The organism is Bacillus sp. AFS031507 (genome assembly GCF_002584635.1).
Lineage (GTDB): Bacteria > Bacillota > Bacilli > Bacillales > Cytobacillaceae > Neobacillus.
The window spans coordinates 81,678-100,298 of record NZ_NUOW01000024.1 but is presented as its reverse complement, the minus strand read 5'-3'; the positions used below and the strand labels follow the sequence as shown (position 1 = coordinate 100,298).

General features: G+C 37.2%; 25 protein-coding genes. 16 read left to right on the top strand and 9 right to left on the bottom strand.

Annotated elements, in window-relative coordinates; all coding sequences use genetic code 11:
* Positions 1 to 189 precede the first annotated feature (189 nt).
* From COE25_RS20550 to COE25_RS20525, 6 genes are all read left to right on the top strand, one after another.
* Positions 190 to 912: a sigma-70 family RNA polymerase sigma factor gene (locus tag COE25_RS20550; RefSeq protein WP_098933929.1), complete on the top strand. Its 723-nt coding sequence runs from the start codon at positions 190 to 192 to the stop codon at positions 910 to 912.
* Positions 913 to 939: 27 nt separating this feature from the next.
* A complete protein-coding gene (gene clpP, locus COE25_RS20545) occupies positions 940 to 1,521 on the top strand; it encodes an ATP-dependent Clp endopeptidase proteolytic subunit ClpP (RefSeq protein WP_088087025.1) in 582 nt (193 codons plus the stop codon).
* 277 nt (positions 1,522 to 1,798) lie between these two features.
* Positions 1,799 to 2,254: a GNAT family N-acetyltransferase gene (locus COE25_RS20540; RefSeq protein WP_088087026.1), complete on the top strand. Its 456-nt coding sequence runs from the start codon at positions 1,799 to 1,801 to the stop codon at positions 2,252 to 2,254.
* A gap of 22 nt (positions 2,255 to 2,276) precedes the next feature.
* Entirely contained in the window at positions 2,277 to 2,666 is a 390-nt protein-coding gene (locus COE25_RS20535) for a YybH family protein (protein ID WP_088087027.1), read from the top strand.
* A gap of 118 nt (positions 2,667 to 2,784) precedes the next feature.
* Entirely contained in the window at positions 2,785 to 3,111 is a 327-nt protein-coding gene (locus tag COE25_RS20530) for an antibiotic biosynthesis monooxygenase family protein (RefSeq protein ID WP_088087028.1), read from the top strand.
* Between the two features lie 120 nt (positions 3,112 to 3,231).
* Positions 3,232 to 3,447 carry a hypothetical protein gene (locus COE25_RS20525; protein WP_098933928.1) on the top strand — a complete coding sequence of 72 codons (216 nt, stop codon included), beginning with the start codon at positions 3,232 to 3,234 and terminating at the stop codon, positions 3,445 to 3,447.
* 252 nt (positions 3,448 to 3,699) lie between these two features.
* Here COE25_RS20525 and COE25_RS20520 read toward each other — a convergent pair whose 3' ends face one another.
* From COE25_RS20520 to COE25_RS20505, 3 genes are all read right to left on the bottom strand, one after another.
* Complete coding sequence (locus COE25_RS20520; protein WP_098933927.1) at positions 3,700 to 3,918, bottom strand: hypothetical protein; 219 nt, start codon at positions 3,916 to 3,918, stop codon at positions 3,700 to 3,702.
* A gap of 575 nt (positions 3,919 to 4,493) precedes the next feature.
* Positions 4,494 to 4,715 (bottom strand): hypothetical protein, encoded by a 222-nt coding sequence (locus COE25_RS20510; RefSeq protein WP_088087032.1) that lies wholly within the window; start codon positions 4,713 to 4,715, stop codon positions 4,494 to 4,496.
* A gap of 137 nt (positions 4,716 to 4,852) precedes the next feature.
* Positions 4,853 to 5,170, bottom strand: coding sequence for a hypothetical protein (locus tag COE25_RS20505; RefSeq protein ID WP_088087033.1), 318 nt, complete (start codon positions 5,168 to 5,170; stop codon positions 4,853 to 4,855).
* A gap of 235 nt (positions 5,171 to 5,405) precedes the next feature.
* On the opposite strand from COE25_RS20505, the gene COE25_RS20500 reads away from it, so the two are divergent.
* Both COE25_RS20500 and COE25_RS20495 read left to right on the top strand, forming a co-directional pair.
* Complete coding sequence (locus COE25_RS20500) at positions 5,406 to 5,987, top strand: DeoR family transcriptional regulator (RefSeq protein ID WP_098933926.1); 582 nt, start codon at positions 5,406 to 5,408, stop codon at positions 5,985 to 5,987.
* A 74-nt stretch (positions 5,988 to 6,061) separates the two neighbouring features.
* The gene (locus tag COE25_RS20495; RefSeq protein ID WP_098933925.1) at positions 6,062 to 6,715 is read left to right on the top strand and encodes a YcnI family copper-binding membrane protein; all 654 of its coding nucleotides are present in this window, start codon (positions 6,062 to 6,064) and stop codon (positions 6,713 to 6,715) included.
* 135 nt (positions 6,716 to 6,850) lie between these two features.
* On the opposite strand, the gene COE25_RS20490 is transcribed toward COE25_RS20495, so the two are convergent.
* Positions 6,851 to 7,588 carry a metallophosphoesterase family protein gene (locus tag COE25_RS20490; protein ID WP_098933924.1) on the bottom strand — a complete coding sequence of 246 codons (738 nt, stop codon included), beginning with the start codon at positions 7,586 to 7,588 and terminating at the stop codon, positions 6,851 to 6,853.
* A 72-nt stretch (positions 7,589 to 7,660) separates the two neighbouring features.
* On the bottom strand, positions 7,661 to 8,758 hold the full coding sequence (locus tag COE25_RS20485) for an AbrB family transcriptional regulator (RefSeq protein WP_257208910.1): 1,098 nt from the start codon (positions 8,756 to 8,758) through the stop codon (positions 7,661 to 7,663).
* Positions 8,759 to 8,971: 213 nt separating this feature from the next.
* On the opposite strand from COE25_RS20485, the gene COE25_RS20480 reads away from it, so the two are divergent.
* Positions 8,972 to 9,484, top strand: coding sequence for a hypothetical protein (locus tag COE25_RS20480; RefSeq protein WP_098933923.1), 513 nt, complete (start codon positions 8,972 to 8,974; stop codon positions 9,482 to 9,484).
* Between the two features lie 61 nt (positions 9,485 to 9,545).
* Here COE25_RS20480 and COE25_RS20475 read toward each other — a convergent pair whose 3' ends face one another.
* Positions 9,546 to 10,808, bottom strand: coding sequence for an MFS transporter (locus COE25_RS20475; RefSeq protein WP_098933922.1), 1,263 nt, complete (start codon positions 10,806 to 10,808; stop codon positions 9,546 to 9,548).
* A 236-nt stretch (positions 10,809 to 11,044) separates the two neighbouring features.
* Between COE25_RS20475 and COE25_RS20470 the strand changes: the two genes are divergently transcribed.
* The 4 genes from COE25_RS20470 (at position 11,045) to COE25_RS20455 (ending at position 13,748) form a co-directional block, all read left to right on the top strand.
* Complete coding sequence (locus COE25_RS20470) at positions 11,045 to 11,851, top strand: HAD family hydrolase (RefSeq protein WP_098933921.1); 807 nt, start codon at positions 11,045 to 11,047, stop codon at positions 11,849 to 11,851.
* A 143-nt stretch (positions 11,852 to 11,994) separates the two neighbouring features.
* Positions 11,995 to 12,558: a DUF2062 domain-containing protein gene (locus tag COE25_RS20465; protein WP_098933920.1), complete on the top strand. Its 564-nt coding sequence runs from the start codon at positions 11,995 to 11,997 to the stop codon at positions 12,556 to 12,558.
* A 126-nt stretch (positions 12,559 to 12,684) separates the two neighbouring features.
* Positions 12,685 to 13,503 carry a histidinol-phosphatase gene (locus tag COE25_RS20460; protein ID WP_257208916.1) on the top strand — a complete coding sequence of 273 codons (819 nt, stop codon included), beginning with the start codon at positions 12,685 to 12,687 and terminating at the stop codon, positions 13,501 to 13,503.
* A 65-nt stretch (positions 13,504 to 13,568) separates the two neighbouring features.
* Entirely contained in the window at positions 13,569 to 13,748 is a 180-nt protein-coding gene (locus COE25_RS20455) for a hypothetical protein (RefSeq protein ID WP_098933918.1), read from the top strand.
* Between the two features lie 136 nt (positions 13,749 to 13,884).
* Here COE25_RS20455 and COE25_RS20450 read toward each other — a convergent pair whose 3' ends face one another.
* From COE25_RS20450 to COE25_RS20440, 3 genes are all read right to left on the bottom strand, one after another.
* Complete coding sequence (locus tag COE25_RS20450; RefSeq protein ID WP_098933917.1) at positions 13,885 to 14,706, bottom strand: SGNH/GDSL hydrolase family protein; 822 nt, start codon at positions 14,704 to 14,706, stop codon at positions 13,885 to 13,887.
* Between the two features lie 297 nt (positions 14,707 to 15,003).
* Positions 15,004 to 15,690, bottom strand: a complete 687-nt coding sequence (locus tag COE25_RS20445; RefSeq protein ID WP_098933916.1) for a YhcN/YlaJ family sporulation lipoprotein — start codon at positions 15,688 to 15,690, stop codon at positions 15,004 to 15,006.
* Between the two features lie 104 nt (positions 15,691 to 15,794).
* A complete protein-coding gene (locus COE25_RS20440) occupies positions 15,795 to 16,703 on the bottom strand; it encodes an MBL fold metallo-hydrolase (RefSeq protein ID WP_098933915.1) in 909 nt (302 codons plus the stop codon).
* 248 nt (positions 16,704 to 16,951) lie between these two features.
* On the opposite strand from COE25_RS20440, the gene COE25_RS31745 reads away from it, so the two are divergent.
* From COE25_RS31745 to COE25_RS31735, 3 genes are read left to right on the top strand one after another with little or no spacing between them, the layout of a single operon-like run.
* On the top strand, positions 16,952 to 17,785 hold the full coding sequence (locus COE25_RS31745; RefSeq protein WP_257208909.1) for an amino acid permease: 834 nt from the start codon (positions 16,952 to 16,954) through the stop codon (positions 17,783 to 17,785).
* A 5-nt stretch (positions 17,786 to 17,790) separates the two neighbouring features.
* Positions 17,791 to 17,997, top strand: coding sequence for a hypothetical protein (locus COE25_RS31740; RefSeq protein ID WP_257208908.1), 207 nt, complete (start codon positions 17,791 to 17,793; stop codon positions 17,995 to 17,997).
* On the top strand, positions 17,988 to 18,491 hold the full coding sequence (locus COE25_RS31735; RefSeq protein ID WP_257208907.1) for a hypothetical protein: 504 nt from the start codon (positions 17,988 to 17,990) through the stop codon (positions 18,489 to 18,491). Before COE25_RS31740 ends, COE25_RS31735 begins: the two co-directional genes overlap by 10 nt.
* Positions 18,492 to 18,621: the final 130 nt, after the last annotated feature.

Here is an 18,621-nt window from a genome sequence, read left to right as displayed (position 1 = left end):
AACTATAAATCAGGCCTAATTATAAAAGGAGCGTTTTCTAAAGTTTTTCTTTTGATTTCTAAAATGGTCAAGTTTATATTAAATAGCAACAACATAAAGTAACTCTAACAAAAGAAAATTTATTTCCCCCGTATCTTTTCATCCCTCTCGAAACGTTTAAAGTGTAGAGAGTGCAAAAGGAGTGAAAACATGTCACACAAACTTAGAGAAGCTAACTTAGCAAGGTCACAGAACGAAGATAGGTTCGAAAATGACTTTTGGATCGAAAATTATCCAAAACTTCTGCGATATTGTCACTTTCTTGCCCACAATCGATGGGATGGAGACGAAATCGCACAGGAAACCTTTATTAAGGCCTTAAAATATGGCAATCACTCGCAAAAGCTTACCACTGCATTGCTAAATAAGATTGCCTATAATCATTGGATTGATATGCTTCGAAAAAGAAAAAATGAAACGGTTGAGGCAGATTCCGATTTTTCCACTCATTCTTTAACAAATCAACTTGATAACACAAGGGAATCGGTTGATATACTCCTAAAGAATTTCACCCCAAACCAAGCTATTATCTTTTTGTTAAAAGAGGGGTTTCAATATCAGCTGAAGGAAATCGCCTCGATGTTAGATTCTACAGAAATGTCTGTGAAGTCCAATCTTCATCGTGCGAAAAAGCGACTCGAAAAAGCAAACGAAGAGAAGCAAGTTCAGTCAGTTGACTTGTTTTGGGAAGAAGAAGAAAGGGAGCAGCTATCGGAGCTATTTTATGAAGCATTAAAAAATCAAGATCCAACCATCCTTATTCAAGCACTTCCTTTACGAACAAGTATTAATAAAGTTCCTAAGATCATGACAGGTAAATTACATTCCAAACCAAATTTCACTCCTTCAAGCACTCTCTGTATGGCTGCATAGCCAAATTGCTATTAAGGAGGGGTCGGAATGAGTACCATTCCATATGTAATTGAACAATCTAATCGTGGAGAACGTTCTTATGATATCTATTCACGACTGTTAAAGGATCGAATTATTATCATTGGTGATGAAATTAATGAACACACGGCCAATAGTGTTGTTGCCCAATTATTATTTTTAGCAGCAGACGCACCAGATAAAGAAATTTCGCTCTATATCAACAGCCCAGGAGGTTTGACTACAGCGGGTTTTGCCATTTTTGACACGATGCAATACATTAAGCCGGACGTCAGGACGATCTGCACTGGGATGGCTGCATCATTTGGGGCGATGTTACTGCTTGCTGGAAAAAAGGGAAAACGGTACGCACTTCCAAATAGTGAAATTATGATTCATCAGCCGTTAGGTGGAGCCAAAGGGCAGGCAACGGAAATCGAGATTTCTGCACGAAGAATCTTAAAGCTAAGAGAGCATATCAATAAAATTATTTCAGAACGGACCGGCCAACCGCTTGAAAAGGTAGCAAAGGATACGGACCGAGATTACTTCATGAGTGCCGAGGAAGCAAAAGAGTATGGGATTATCGACGAGATTCTCTACCCAAAATGAGTTTTTATGAAAGAGGGATAGTGTATTAAAAAATGCGACCGATAGAAGCTGAACTAGTCTACACTTATTCTAGGGGTGCGCATTTGACATTTTAGAGAATCAAATTAGCAGGTTACTTGTGTCAGGTCAAGTTCAAAATCAAGTTGGGTACAATCGTTGAAGAAAGCTGCCATTGGCAGCTTTTTTGATTGGATATGGAAATATTAAAAAATATACTAGAACTATTCCTACTAATAGTTTAATATATTTTCCAATATAGAAACTAGGGGGATTTTCTATGGATATAAAAATAGATAATTTAACGGGAGCAGAAGTGGCTGAATTGGTGGGGGAGCATCTTCATGGTATGAGACTGAATTCCCCCCCAGAAAGTATCCATGCATTAAATCTTGATCAATTACGAAAACCAGAGATTACTTTCTGGAGTGCATGGGAAGGAAGTGAACTACTTGGATGCGGGGCTTTGAAAGAACTTGATGATCAACATGGAGAGATCAAATCCATGCGAACATCTTCCTCACATTTAAGAAAAGGTGTTGCCAAACAACTTCTTAACCACATAATCGGAGAAGCCAAACAGCGTGGCTATCACAGGTTGAGCTTGGAAACAGGATCAATGGATGCTTTTGAACCAGCAAGAAGACTATATGCAAGTTTCGGGTTCCAGTTTTGTATGCCTTTTGCGGATTACATGGACGACCCAAATAGTGTATTTATGACAATGGATTTATAATTATGTTTGGGAGGGATAGATGATGGAACACGAATTAAAAGAGGTCATCAAAAAGTGTGATATGGCAATTAAACAGGAAGATTTTGATACGCTGATGAATTACTATACCGATGATGCCATTCTTGTTGTAAAGCCTGGAATGATTGCACGCGGAAAAGAGGAAATCAAAAAAGCATTTATTGCGATTGCAAATTATTTCAATAATAGTGTTGTACCAACACAGGGTGAAATGATTATACTAGAAGCTGGAGACACGGCATTAGTCATTTCACAGACACTACTCGCTGCTGATAAAAAGGATTCGGAATATTCTATGGATAGAAAAGCGACCTATGTATTTAAGAAAAATTCACAAGGGGATTGGCTTTGTGCCATCGATAACTCTTATGGGACAGAATTAATCAATAATTAACTAGACGAAGGAATAAAAGGAGTTGGTTACCTACCATATGTAGATAATCAGCTCCTTTTTTCATAAGTGAAAATGTATTAAAATTATGATAGGATTAAACTTTTTGGGGGAATGAAATATGAGTAGAATTGCACAAACGCCTGAACCACCCTACTACGCAGTGATTTTTGCTTCACAGAGAACTAAAGGTGACAGTGGTTATGGAAAAATGGCAGATAAAATGGTAGAGTTAGCTTCTCAGCAAAAAGGATTCTTAGGTGTGGAAAGTGCAAGGGATGAAGAGTTAGGAATTACAGTTTCATATTGGGATTCATTAGAATCTATAAAAAACTGGAAGGAAAATTCTGCTCATAGAATAGCACAGGATAAAGGGAAAAAAGAATGGTACAAGAATTTTTCTCTCAGAGTATGCCGTGTAGAGAGACATAACTTTTTTGAAATGTGACTTTAATTGTCTGCTGATTTTTGTATTAATTACCTTGATATAATGGTGCTTTTAAGTGTAAAAAAATGAGGTGAATAATTCACCTCGACAATAATTCTGTATATTATTACTTTTCTCTATGTGGATACATTTGATGCCATTGCTGCCAGGTACCATGAGGATGATGGTGATGCCATTGCTGCCAAGGTACCCAAGGATGTTGTTGTTGCCACTGATGATGAGTGCCATGAGGATAGTGATGATGCCACTGCTGCCAAGGCATATAAGGGTGTTGTTGGTGCCATTGTTGCCAACTACCGTGTGGATTTTGCTGATGCCACTGTTCCCAAGGCATAAATGAGGATTGTGATTGACCATGACCATGAGTCATTAAAATTCACCTTCTTTGCAAAAAATTAATTCTTTATAGCTTATGCATTGTATATTTTGAAGGACATATTTCCACTAAATTTAGGCTAAATTACCAATAATTCACACTGTCAGAGGATAAAAAATCAACTGTGAATATATTTCAAGGTTGTGAAAACAAAAATAAAAAGAACGCACATATTAGAGATGAAAATCTAACATGTACGTTCTTATTCTTGTTTACCGCTTTTTCTTTTTTGAATTATCTACAACAAGTTTATTTTTATTAACGACCTCTATAGTAACCTGAACATGAATATTGAGATCATCAATATTCTTAACACTTTCAACTTTTGCCTTTCGACCTTTAATTTTTAACTCATCACCTTCGGTTGGAACACGATTAAGCAGCTGAGTTAATAAAACGTTATTTTTTTCAATAAAATGAACAGCAAACATTTTGGTCTCACCTATTTCTTATGGTATGTGATACATAAAAAATGCTCATATAAAATATATGAGTTAAATTTAGACCAAATTACTAATACAAAAAAAAATTGAAAAATGCTGTTTACCTCAATTTTAGCTGGGGGTAATAATCGTAACTTTTCAAAAGAAAAAAACTGTGTAGAATAAATATTGAGTATGTTTGATGGAAAATGAAAGATACATAATTCGTTCGGGGGCGATTACTCAAATTAGAGGAGTGGAATCCAAACAAAGGAAACCTAAGAAATGACCAGGTTTCAATAGTAAAAGTGGGAGCTGAAGAATCATATGAATGGGCACGAACCGTTGCCCTTGGTTTTTCGAGCGACCAGAACACAACGGAGGATTCAATCGAATCCGTAAGAGGTTTTTTAAATTTATCTCATTCAGCTGCTTTTTTACGACAAAACCGAATAACACATCCGCCAGGAATATGGAAAGAAACGGTTTTAAATTAGCTTATAACAAGGTAATTATGAAGAGTTCACTATTTAAGTAATCTTGTATAGAGAGGCAAAAGATAACTTCCAAAGCTTACAGCTAGTTTATTTGACTAATATCCTTTCATTGATTATTCGTACAAAACGAACTAAATAGGAATTTATAATATAATTCCCTTGATCATTTTTCACGATAAAGTATTTGTTACGCTCCATCATTTCAACTACTTCTTGTTCAACATCTTCTTTATTAACATCTAATTCTTTTATCATTTTTTCGGTTATTATCTCATGATCAAACGTATAGCAAACTGTAAATTCCTTCAATCTAATTTTCCTTTCTGTAATTAATTGTAGTTAATGAATAGAAAATTCCTTTTTTTTTCAAAAGTACTTCTGTAAAAAAGAAATCTACCCCTCGAATGAAGTGGGCAGAAGCCACACAAGGGGGTATCTTGTAATAGCTATTTCTTCTCCACTTTGACTAAACCTTTACCTAAATTATTCTTATCAAAATAGCATATGACCACATCATGAACGCGTATCTTATCACCTGAAAGGATGTTCTTTGAAGAAAAGATGATATCTGTTCCGTCATCACTTTTTCCGTAGTATTGCTTCCCTTTAATTTTACTAATCTTGTATTCTACCGTGGTGTACTCAGAGGAACCATTGTTTTTAGTTATAGTATTGTTAACAGGAGCAGAAGTATGATCTTTTACTAATACTAATGCTATTAAAATTGATGAGAGCACCAAAAGGATGATCACTCTTTTAATCATTGTACTCTACCTCCTTCTATGTATTTTAAGAGAAATGTTAGGAATGTAAATCCTTCTATTTTCCTTAGTCTTTATACCTATTTCTTGATTCAACCAATTTTAGTTTTGTGAGAAAATGTGATTTTGTTGATAAAATTTCACAAGTTATTCACATTCATACCTTGTTAATATCTTAAAGGTATTCTAATCTTATTATATAAAAGTAATTTCTACAAATCTTGGAGGAGGTGCACAATTGTTACCTATTGAACGTCGACAGCAACTATTAACTTGGTTAAATAATGAAGGAACCCTATCGATTACAGAAATTAGCAATCGTTTACAAGTTTCTGAAATGACCGTTTATCGAGATATAAAGCCATTAATAGAGGACAAAAAAGTCATTAAAACTTCAGGTGGAATCTGCTTAACACAAGAAACTACCATTTCTTCAAGCGCATGTAAATATTGCTTGAAAGAATCAAATAATCGCCACCCAGTTCAAATTATAACCCACGAGTTAAGGGTAGAGCACCTTTGCTGTCCTCATTGTGGCTTACTACGATATAAGGACATAGAAAAAGATGTTTCTCAAATCATTTGTCGCGATTTCCTTCAGGATACGACCATTAGTGCAAAAATGGCGTATTTCTTACTTGACGCAGATTTTAATTTGAATTGCTGCCAGCCACAAGTATTAGCTTTTGATTCATTAAAACATGCCGATCAATTTCAAAAAGGCTTTGGTGGCATAGTTCTTCGATTCGAAGAAGCCATCATAGAAATACAAAAAAGAATGAATGGTCAAAGTGGATGTGGCTGTAATAAAAGAGAATGATTTTTAGAATGAAAGTAAGTAGGTAGATTTTACTATTGTTTGCAGTAAAAAATAAAAATTGAGGAGCAAAAAGGATGAAACGTACATTGAAAAAGATTTCTAAAGTGTTTTTACCAACAGTATTAGGTTTATTATTATTCTCAAGTGTGGCAAGTGCCCATGTGACAGTAGTACCGAAAACGTCGACAACAGGTGCATGGGAAACATATACAGTTAAAGTTCCCGTTGAAAAGGATATAGCCACGACAAAATTCACGTTAAAAGCACCAGCTGGAGTTGAAATTAAGTCTTATCAGCCAGTCCCTGGATGGAAATATTCCGATGAAAAAGATGCGAAAGGTATAGTAAAATCATTTACTTTCGAAGCAACAGGTGACGGAATTTTACCAGGTCAATTCCAGCAATTTACGTTTGTTGGAAAAAACCCTGAAACGGCAACTAAAGCAGCTTGGGATGCTTTTCAATATTATAAAGATGGCAGCATAGTAGAATGGACAGGGGACGAAGGAGCAGATAGCCCTCATTCCATTACTGACATTGTTGCAGGCGCATCAACGGATGACCACAACGACAATGCTAAAATGGAAGAAACGAAAAAAGAAGAAACAAAAACAGTTGAAGCTAAAAAAACAGACTCTGATAACACTAATTCACTTCCGACCATCTTATCGGTTGTTGCAGCCTTGTTATCATTAGTGGCTCTCGTATTTGCCATTCGTAAAAAGTAATACTTATTAAAAAAATGACGATAAGCTTGGAATGATCCAAGCTCATCGTCATTTTTTATGGAAATAATAATCGAGGGCTATTATTTTACGAATAAAAAAGTCTGCGCGGGGTTACCTTAGTTGCGGTAAACAGAATTACATAAATTTCAAATGTTGATCGCCATAAAATATCTTTAAAATATAATCCGCATCAGGTACATTCAATCTGTTAAAACCGATCAGAAATTCTTTATTGTCATACGGCACTTCTTTAAAAGCAACAGAAATATCTCCATGTTCACCAATCGTCACAACAGCGTAGGTGGCCAACGGCTTATAATTACAGCCCAAAGAGCTTGGGTTGAGATAGAGTCGCTCCATGGATTTAAAGTGATGGATCACGTGATGATGGCCAAAACAAACAATATCCGCATTAGATGTCTGGTAAAAGGCGTCAAGTTTCTCCTCGGTTGGCTTTTTATCCACGGAGATAAATTTATTTAGTTCACTCAAATGGTAGTGAACAAAAAACAATCTTTTACCATTGTAAATCGATTCTAACGTGACAGGAATCTCGGTTAAAAACGGAATAAACTTATGGTCTAGATGGGCTGCAATCCATTGATGATGTACCTTTTCACTACCCCTGCTATAAGGCTCTCTACCTGCAATAATATCCAAAATAGCTTCATCGTGGTTTCCCATTACAAACGAAATATCAGCACGTGAACTTAGGAGCTCAAGAACCTCATTCGTTTCATACCCAATCCCGATCAAATCTCCCAAACAATAGATATGCTCAGTCTTTTCGTCCTTGTCAATCTCATTCAAAACTGCCCTTAATGCCGAATAATTACCATGAATATCCGTTATGATTGCTATTTTCTTCTCCATTTTCTAATCTCCGTTTTTCCCATAGTTTACACATCTGCAAGTAATAAAATACAAATATTTGGAACATGGGACCTAAGGGGTCTTTGCTGTTTTTCTCATCCCGACTTTAAAAATCCATCTTAGAAGCGGTGGAACGGCAAAGTAAATAAAAAAGAGTCGAAAAAGTTGATAGCCGGTCACCATCGATAAATCGGCATGGACCTCATGAGCGAGAATTCCCATTTGATCCATTCCTCCAGGAGCTAAAGCTAAAAAACTGGTTGAATGGTTGATAGGGTAGTAAGCAACAAGTAATAAACTTAGCCCGCTGGAGACCAAAATCATTACCATTCCACTAAGGAACGCAAGTGTAATAATTTTTGTTTTGTGCTCCAGTTTTTCAGGCTTTAATAGCAAACCAATGTACCCGCCAATCATAAATTGAGATACATCAAGAATCGAAGCTGGTAACGCCGGACCATGCAAGCCAGATAAATGGATGACCGCTGTTCCTAAAATTGGACCTAACAAATAGGGAGTAGGAAATTTGAATTTCCGAGCTAGAAATGCACAAACCACACAAATAACAACAAACCAAATGATGGTTGGAAAAAGTGGGATAGGGGAGACTGTACCACTATTAAACAAGTCCGAAGTTGTGTTTGTCGTATTTTTAAAAAGCGGACCTAATATAAGAAAAGGAACAAAGAAAATAATCATTATTAATCTAGCTACCTGAAGAAAGGTCACCGTAGTAATGTTAATTCCTTTCAATTCTTCGGCGAAAATAATCATTTGTGATAGCCCGCCCGGAATACTTCCAATCAACACGGTTGGATAATCTACACCAGTTAACTTAGAAACAACAAAAGCAATTCCAGCACAAAAACAAACAAGTAATACTGTCATCAGCAACATGGAAGGCAGTTTGGCCATTATTTCCAAAAGTGCCTCTTTTGTGAACGAGAGGCCAACCGAATATCCGACAATCACTAAACCTATGTCGCGAATGGAACTAGGCCAGTAAAATTGAACTTTTCTAAACCTTGAGCCAATTAAAACAGCTGCCATCGGTCCTAGCAGCCATGGAATAGGTGTATGTAGAGCAACGAACGTAATTCCTCCTATTAAAGCGATTAACAATGAGACACAAAATCGAAACCTTTTGTCGTCATTTGCAAATTTGATCAAACAGAACCCTTCTATCTCTATAAATTAGTTGAATAATAACAACCTTGAAGCAAGGAAACACGATATTTATGTAATTCCGCGCTTAAACTATTTTATCATGGTGTGGAAATTTAATCTAAACTGGTGCATTTGAGTGAAGTAATTTTGGGAAAAATTACACATAATAATCGGGAAAGTTTACATGGAAAATATAGCTGAAAAGGAGAGTAATATATGAAAGCACCATTTATTTTAGGACTGGGTATTACCTTCTTCTTATTAGTCCCACTTGGCATGTATACAAATATCTTCCCATTCTGTGCGATTGGCTTAACTGGTGCAGGTTTATCATTCATATTAATTAGTTTAAAAGTAAAAAATGTCTGGAAGGGATTCACCAGGGTACAAGAATTACCTTATATAGGTTCATCGGTCATGTGGATCTATCGCTTCGGGATTCTGGGACTTGGAGCTCTAGCCTTGTTCAGCGCTTCTGCGTATTGGGCAGATTCACCGGCTTACATAAAAAAGAATTACACAATATTAGAAGGGATTCCTTCAAAAATTGTTTATGAGAAACCTTCCAAGGGTGAAATCCAAGGAACTATTACTGTTATAATCCATAATAAACGCTTAAATATATCTCCAAATCCACAATATCCAATCGGAAAAAATGTGGAAGGACGCCGTTTCCTGATTAACTACCTGCCAAACACCGAGTGGGTCATGGATTACAAAATCGAATAATAACAGAAAAAAACTAGGAAGCTCCTTATGAGTTCCCTAGTTTTTTGTTTAATTAAGAAAATTAATTTACCTGACTTTGCAAAACTTCTTGTCGCTTCTCCACGATAATCAATCCACCCACTAACCCTAGAGAGGCAAATATGACAGGAATAATAAAACCATATTGGTATCCAACACTACTTGCAGATGCGTGGAAATGGTCTAACACTTTCCCAAAAATACTTGGCAAAAGAACAGCACTTAAAAAACCGCCCATATTAGCAAAGCCAGAAACAACCCCGACTTCTTTGATATCGAAGGATTTTCTAACAATCGCAAAGGTTAATGCACTCGCTCCATTTCCGTATCCAATAAGAAAGAAAATAATCGTAAGCATTAAGACTGGCGGCTTTCCATTCATGAAAAGGAATGACGCCCAGCATAAAAACACAATGCAGTGAACAATAACATACGGACGTTTAATCGAGTCTAAGCGGCTGGAAATCCAGCTAGTTAATGGAGCACCAATAATTGCCCCGAAAAGACCTACCATAATCAGTTGACTCGCATCTGAACGAGACAATCCATATACATTCATCCCATAGGGGACAGCCCACGAACCAATAAATCCTACATACGTTCCAACAGTACCAAAGTGACAGAAGAACGTGGCCCATGCTTGGCGGGTGGTAAAAATACGACGTAACAAAATCAGCGTTTTTTCACGCGGCTTTTTCTGTTTTTTAGGTATGGTATCGTTCCATTCAAAAGTCTTTGGTTTTTTTACTAGGACATAGTAGAGAAGTACTCCACAGAGAACTACCATAATTCCCGATGTAAAAAATGGGGGGCGCCAGCCTGATCGTGTAATCCATGCAGAAAAGGGGACGGTCGCTAGTAAAAAGCCAAAACTCCCTGCCATTCCAGCTATGCCCAGTAATCCAACAAACTCCCTCACTTTAAACCATTGACTTAGGATCAACACTAAATTAACCCAAATAGCTGAATCACCGGTTCCTACCAATAATCTAGCAAAAAGAAGCACTAGTTCATTCGTGGCTAGACTATAAATTAATGTACCTATTCCAGTAAGAAGCGCCCCAATCACTAGAAAAAAGTTGGGGCCAAATCGATCAGACAAGATCCCAATAGGAATTTGCAGACCAGCATAGGCAAAAAATTGAATACTTGTCAGTAATCCAATCGTAGAGGCTGTAATGTTGAAATCCTTCATCAATTGATCGGAAATTAAACCTGGAGCTGTTCGTTGACTAACAATTAATAAATACGTTAATAAAATTGATACAAAAACGACCCATCTATACTTGCTATTTTGTTTTTCCAATGTTCTCTTCTCCTGTTTGCTATAATTTCCTTATTATACTATATAAATCTTAATTAGGGTCTATCGAGACACTGGCTTTTGTCAGTGTCACTATTATATTGAAAAGTTTATTTCCGCTTTTACATTGTCCGCTAATACTTATGCACTAACTTTTGATGGGAAAGGCTCATTTTATCATGAAAATGATTTTACCCCATATACTTAAGTTACACCACTATTTAAGGGGGGATTGGTTCATGAATCAACAAACCTTAATATTGGATTTAGATGACACCTTGATTCACTGTAATAAATACTTTGTAGAATCTAGAAACAGATTTGCAAATGTGATGAAGAAATGGTTTAAATCCGTACCAAAGCAGGAAATTCTCCAAAAACAATCTGAAATTGATATAAAATCTGTTGAAAATAATGGCTTGCATTCTTCCTTATATACGCAATCCCTAGTGACAACCTATCGGTATTTTTGCGAAAAAACGGGGAGAAAAATGAAAGCGTCTGAACTAAATCAAGTAGAAAAAATTGGTCAAAGTGTTTTTCAAAGAAAGGTGAAACCTTTTCCTTATATGTATGAAATCTTGGATACCTTACAAGCAGAGCGGCATCAACTATATTTATTTACTGGAGGAGATGAAGAGAATCAAAATAGAAAAATTTCCCAATTGCGCTTATCGGATTACTTTGAAGAAAGAATCTTTATCTTTGAACATAAAACTACAGAAGCATTGCAACAGGTTTTAAACAATATAAACGCAGACAAAAAGAAGACTTGGCTGATCGGAAATTCACTCAAAACAGACATCAAGCCGGCGATTGAGCTTGGTCTAAATGCCATTCATATCCCAGCGGAAATAGAATGGAGCTATAATATTGTGGATATTGAAATTGAACCAAATGGTACCTATGCCGAATTAAAATCACTTGTTCAATTGCCAGAGTATATAAGAGAACAGGCATATTCTCGTGGAAAAACAAGAAGGGATTCTGTCAAAGAAATCCTGTCTCAAGAATGGGTTCATTTAAATAATGAGGTTAAAGCCTAAGCAGTGAAATCCCATATAATGCAGAGCTGGTTCCAAGATGGAATCAGCTCTATTTTTATTCAATTAGTTGATTTCTTAGAATAGTAGTTAGGGCTCATATAGAGTATAATAAACTTATCTAATGTAGTAAGGAGATACCCATCATGAGCATAAAACCAAAAAAGTATAATTTTTTGCAGCGATTTGGACGTGCTTTTAAGTTTAATATTACTAAACTTCTACGGTCTCCTGGTGGAGCTAGAAAAGTATCCTTAGGATTTGCGCTGGGCCTTGGTTTGGAAATGTTGGTTCTTTCAACAGGTTCGCTTATTTATATATTATTTGTACCGATCGTCCGTTTAGCGAAAGGTTCATTACCTGCATCCATTATTGGTAATGTCATCGGTAAACTAACCCTTCTTCCAGTTCTTCTGTTACCTTTTGCAAAAAAAATTGGGAAATTGATTTTTCCGATGAAAGTAAATATAGGTCACAAGTCATCATTTTCTTTTCAAAAGTTAATCCATGGTGATCTTCATAGTCTAATAAGTATCCTTCATGGAGGCTTCCATACTTTAATAGGTATGACCATTTTTGGGATGATCCTAAGCTTCAGTTCTTACTTTATTGTTTATCATTTTTATGAAAAAGAAAAAACGAAAAGGCTTAAAAGAAGACGCAATAAACGAGATACACCTCTCAATTCAATCAAGCAGAATTATGTTTAATTGTTTCGAATAAGAAAACGCCTCCACTTAACATGAACTAGTGGAAGGTGTTTTCTTTTTTTTACTTTGATTAATCTTTTCTGATATATGTACATATTAATAGGTGAGGTGATTAAAGTGGACAAGTTGAATTCAAATCCCAAATTTGATTTACATACGCATCATGATCGTTGCGGCCATGCACGTGCTAAGATTCGTGATTATATTGATGCAGCGATTGAACGAGGGCTAAGTGTAATCGGGATTGCCGATCATTCCCCTTACTTTAGTAGTGACGAAGACCAGCTCCGTCCCCATATCGCGATGGCAAAAAGTATGTTTCCCGAATACGTCAACGAAGTACTGCAGCTGAAACAAGCTTATAGCGATAAAATCGAGGTTCTTCTTGGAGTGGAATCTGATTTCTTCCCTGAGTCAGTGAAGATTTATCAATCCTGTTTTGAGCCGTACCCATTTGATTACATCATTGGTTCGGTTCACCATGTGGACGGGGTGAGTATTTTTAATAAAAAGCGCTGGAATGGGCTTACAGAACAAGAAAAAATCAGAACGAAAGAAAATTACTATTCGCTTATTGAGCAATCGGCTCGAAGTGGGATGTTTCAAATCCTCGGCCATATTGATGCCATGAAAGGATTCTATCCTGCCTTTTCATCCATCCAGACAGCTGCAGTTGAAAATACCATAAAGGTGATAGGAGAAAATGATATCGCGATTGAAATCAACACATCCGGAAAAACAAAAGACGTTGGCGGCTGGTATCCGTCTGATGATATTTTAGAGCTGGCACTTCACTATGGTGTGAAGGTAACGTTTGGATCGGATGCCCATGATCCACATCGAGTAGGGGACGAGTTTGATCAAGTGCAACGGCGCCTTAAGGAAATCGGCTTCAAGGAATGGGTTTATTTTAAAAATAAAGAGAGAGTCACAGTTAGGATTTAGGAAATCCATGCTTTGTATATTTATTCTTGAATTACAAACACTACAAGTAAAAAGGCGGTGTAATCATGGATAAAGAGAAAAAGAATGTACCTCAAGAGTTTCAAAATAATGTAAATGATCATAAAAATAGCAAAATAAATCTTACAGCTAACTTAGAGGATAATGATATTCAGCCAGACAGCGCTATTATCACTGGTGGCGGAGATCCCAATCTTTCACCTGATGCGGGAAGACCTCTAATATAGTGTTAAGCAATTTTATTTTTAATCAAAAAAAAAACACCTTCTCACATTCATTTTCCTAAAAATGAAACGAGGAAGGTGTATTTTTGAGTTTGTTTTTAAGCTGTTAAAGAGTTCTTTTACCGATCTTCCTTCGGTTCTATACAGCAATTTTTCTGAATTGGTGTTTAAATTGATAAATCATTTGCTCCGAAATGGCGGTATAACCAGCCAGATTTGGATGAACACCATCAGGGGAAAGATTTTGCAGGTGGTCCCCGTTAATGACCTTTGTTGTTTCAATGACAATCGACCCTGGGACTTTATGAGCGACCTCATATATATTAACATTCCATTTTGGCAGCATTTTATCTGCCAGAGGGTACAATTGGTCATCTGGTGATAATGGATTATATAATTCTAAGAATACAATTGTGACCTTTGGATTTAGCTTGGTAATTCTCGATGTAATCTCAGACAAATTTTTCGAGAAGGTGGTTTGCAATTGGTCATAGCTTTGAATGACGGTACGAAAATTTTGCCCGTTTGCCATTCGAAGAATATCATTGCCGCCCACATTAATCGTGACAATGTCGGATTGCTTGATCGATTCATCAAATCGACCCTCTTGAACCAAGTCATTTAATTCACTACTGGTGATCCCATTGATCCCTTGATTTTGAAATTCAATTTGTTTTGCGGTTTGTTCTGCCAATTTGCTAGAAAATAGACTGACAAAATTTTCATTCTTTCCTGCACCGACTCCACGTATAATAGAATCACCAATCGCCAAATGGTGAATCTGAGAAGTTTTAGCATTTCGATAATAATTGAGATAAGAGACTTGGTCAGAACTCTTATTAACCACCGCAACCGCGTGTTTTTTCATTTGGTGGATTTGGTACTGGGGATAATAAAACCACGCAGAAATACCAAGGCCAATGAGCAATACAAAAACTATTAGATATTTTACTATTTTCATACCAACCACTCCTTGAATATTCTATTATATCAAGAATAACAAGTGAAAATAAGTAGGAGTTGATTTCCAGTTAAAATAAGGTAAATAGAGATACAACTGAAAAATTGGTATGAACCTAGTGGTTTAATTAATGGAGTATTGAAATTATTTCTTTGGGTTTCAAGGAGGACACGTCTATGTACTTCCTTCTAATAGGAAGCAAACCAACTAACATGAAATTTATCGTGAGCGGTGACTGGAGTGAACAATTCTAAAGAAAAAAAAGCTGCCGAAAATTATCCGACAGCTGATTTGCTCTTATCTAAACATCCTGTTAACAGAATTCGTAAAATCGTTCCACAGGCCATTTCTGTTTGTTCCAGTACGAATATCATTTGAATAGTTTGTCATTTGGCCGAAAGTATCGGTATCGTAAGAAATATAAACGTTGTCAATATTTCGATCAGCTGCACGGACCTGATCGATGATTTTCTGATCAAGTTTGGTGGTAGTCACACGGGTTCCAGTTATTGTAGTTCCTCGATTATTTCTTGTTCCATTGGTAACCGTGTTGTCAAGATTGCCGGTAGTAGCATTCATATTTGTAGAGCCATTGGTACCTGTTGTACCGGAGTTATAGCCATTCCCATAAGTAGCATTCATATTTGGCCCCGTCCCAGTTGTGCCTTTATTGGCGCGGGTGCCATTTTGAAGATTATTATTTAATTGAACGGCCACATATGCATCATTATTTCGGATGATTACATGGGCTTGGTCAACTTCTTTCAGGGTTTCTACATTACTAATGGCACGACCTGAAACACGTAAATTTTGGTTCGAAACATTCCTTACGTTAACACCATTAATGGCATTGTTTCTAACATTGTTTACTCCCATATTGCCTGCATTATTGTCATTCAATGCATTGTTTTTATTATTTGCGCAACCAGTTAATCCTAATAAGGTAGTTGCTAAAACAAAAGTTACCCAACTTTTTTTCACCACAGAAGTCACTCCCCTTAAAAATGGTCTTACAAATATATAATGACCAATTAAAGTCGAACTATGCGAGTCAAAGAGCAGGTAAATTTTAAATTAGAAGACCCTAACTAAAATACCGTTTCCCCAAGTAGAAGAACCGTTAACTGTTCCTTGCGCAGCTGCTGCTTCTCCCACGCACGGTTTAAACGTTCCAAGGCTTCTGGCCCCGTGTCGTCAGCTAACCGATAAGTGCCATAATGCATCGGGACGAAGTTTTTTGCCTTTAATTCAATGAATGCTTTCACACTGTCTTCTGGTGATATATGGGCTGGCGCCATGAACCATTCTGGCTCAAAGGCACCAATCGGCATAAACACCGTATCAATGGTAAATCGTTCGGCTATTTGTTTAAAACCACTAAAATAGCCGGTATCGCCAACAAAATAAAGTGTTTCTTCTCGGGTTTGAAAAATCCAGCCCCCCCAATGAGATGTATTAATGTCCTTCAGCGACCTTCTTGTCCAATGCTGAGCGGGGACGAAATGAATAGTTACTCCCTCATGGTCGGTGCTTTCCCACCAATTCATTTCAATTACCTTCTGATAGCCTTTTTTGTTAAAAAGTGACTTCATACCCACTGGAACAAAGAATTGGGGATTCCCATTTAATTTTTTTAGTGTGGGGAAGTCCAAATGATCGTAATGGCCGTGAGAAATTACAACCACATCAATCTCTGGCAGATCTGTTAACGAGAGGCCCGGCTCCGTTAATCTTTTTTCTAGTCCCATCCGCTTGGCCCAAACAGGGTCAGTTAGAATATTCATCCCATTCATTTGAATCAAAAAGGTGGAATGTCCAATCCAAGTATAAGAAGTCTGGCTTCTGTTTTCATTTAATTCTCTTACTTTTTTAGAAGGACACTGTTCAATATTAACCGATAAATCCTTCACTTTCTTCCTTCGTTCACTCTGCCATTTCCGCATGTCCTTAAACGATTTGTAGCTCTTCACATTATCCAAATTAGTATATACCTTCATCAATATTCACCAACTTTCTTTTGAACTTTTTTATAACCAAATCATTGATATTTAAGTAAAGGATACCATGTATCAAAGCTTTTTTTTAACAATCATGATCAATTTAGAAAATTTGTCTTTCGTATATGGCAAACTGGGAGACCATGCAAGTCCGGCGTTTTTCCCTGTCAGAATCTTTTTGTAAAGCTGAGTAAATAATAACCGTAAACCTCAGTTTATAAAATAAATGGTAGGGGAGAAAAAGATTAATGGAGAAGAACCGCAAAGGACTGTCCGCATGGCAGCTCACCATGATGGCCTTAGGAAGTGTAATTGGCGGGTCCTTTTTTCTAGGTTCATCGGCCGCCATTCATGCAGCAGGGCCCTCAATTTTATTTTTAGCAGGTGGATTGGTATATTTAATTCTATACGCCTTGTCAGCGATGACTGTAGCTAATCCTACAACAGGTTCCTTTAGTAATTTTGCATCACGAGAACTTGGAGAGGGGACTGGGTTCGTTGTTGGATGGCTGTATTGGACAGGAACCGTTTTATCCATGTCTAGCGAAGCGACAGCTATATCCATCCTAATTAGGAAATGGGTTCCCAATGTATCAATAGGTTTGCTAGGAAGTGCAATTATCATCGGTGTTACGCTGCTGAACCTTTTAGGGGCTGATAAGATTGGTAAGCTCGCAAGTGGTCTTTCTGGGGTAAAAATATTTGCGATTATTTTTTTCATCCTTACGGCATTAGTACTAATTTTCGGAGTACTTCCAGGGTCCCCGCCTGTTGGTGCTGGAGATTTGAGGACAGAGCCAATCATGCCAGGAGGAATAAAGGGGATTGCCGGAAGCATGCTCCTCGTGATTTTTGCCTATGCAGGTTTTGAAATCATTGGATTAGCCGCGACGGAAGCAGAGAATCCGCGAGATACGATTCCAAAAGCGATTCGTTATACGGTGTTTTCATTGGTTGGATTGTATATTCTCTATGCTGCGGTCCTACTGCCACTCATCCCAACAGCATCATTAAATGAAAGCGTGAGTCCGATGGTGGCCCGCTTGAGAGATGGGGAATCGGTTGGGCTGGGCGGGCCATAAATATAGTGTTAATTTCGGCCATTCTTTCTGCCATGCTGTCATGCATATTTGGTCTAGGGCGAATGATCAGGTCACTAAGAGATGAAGGGCATGCGCCGAAATGGCTTCAGGATGATCAGCACGTACCTTATCGAGGGATTTTATTTTCTGGATTTGCGATGCTTGTAGGATTAGGTTTTGGGCTCTTGTTTCCGAAGTTTACTTGGTTTTAATTACCACGGGCGGCTTCGCTTTAATATTTACCTATGTTGTCATAATGGCCAGTCCTATCCGCTTTCGCAAAAGGAAAGGCTGTCCCCCAGAAGGAATTTGTCAAATGCGCGGTTATCCGTACATTTCTTGGATTGTGTTAATAAGCATGATCATAGTCCTTATGTGTATGCCGTTTATTCCAGGGCAGGGAGTTGGTTTGGTAGCAGGGATCGTAATGGTTGTCTTATATTCATTGATTTATTATGTGATTAGATTTAGCACTAGGTTCAAAGTACAAAATACGACAAGAAAAGGAAAACCTATTATGAAAAATCAACCAAGTTTTTTGACTGAATTTTCTGAGGAACTGAACGGAAATACCAATGAACAAGAAATTCTCTCGCAAAAAAACGATTCTCACAAATCACAGGATTTGCTCAAGAGCAACCCAATCAAGGATAATGACGAAATGTTTGAGGAAGAAGAGAGAGAAAGAGAACACTACGATGGATGATAGCTATCATAAGGTGCGATGCTTCTATTTAAGAAGGATTGCTTTTTCTTTTTTTTAGGTGTGTGAGTAAATGAGCATCGGCAGTAAATGAAAGAGGGTTACAGTGACCAAGTAAGGAAAAAATGAATAG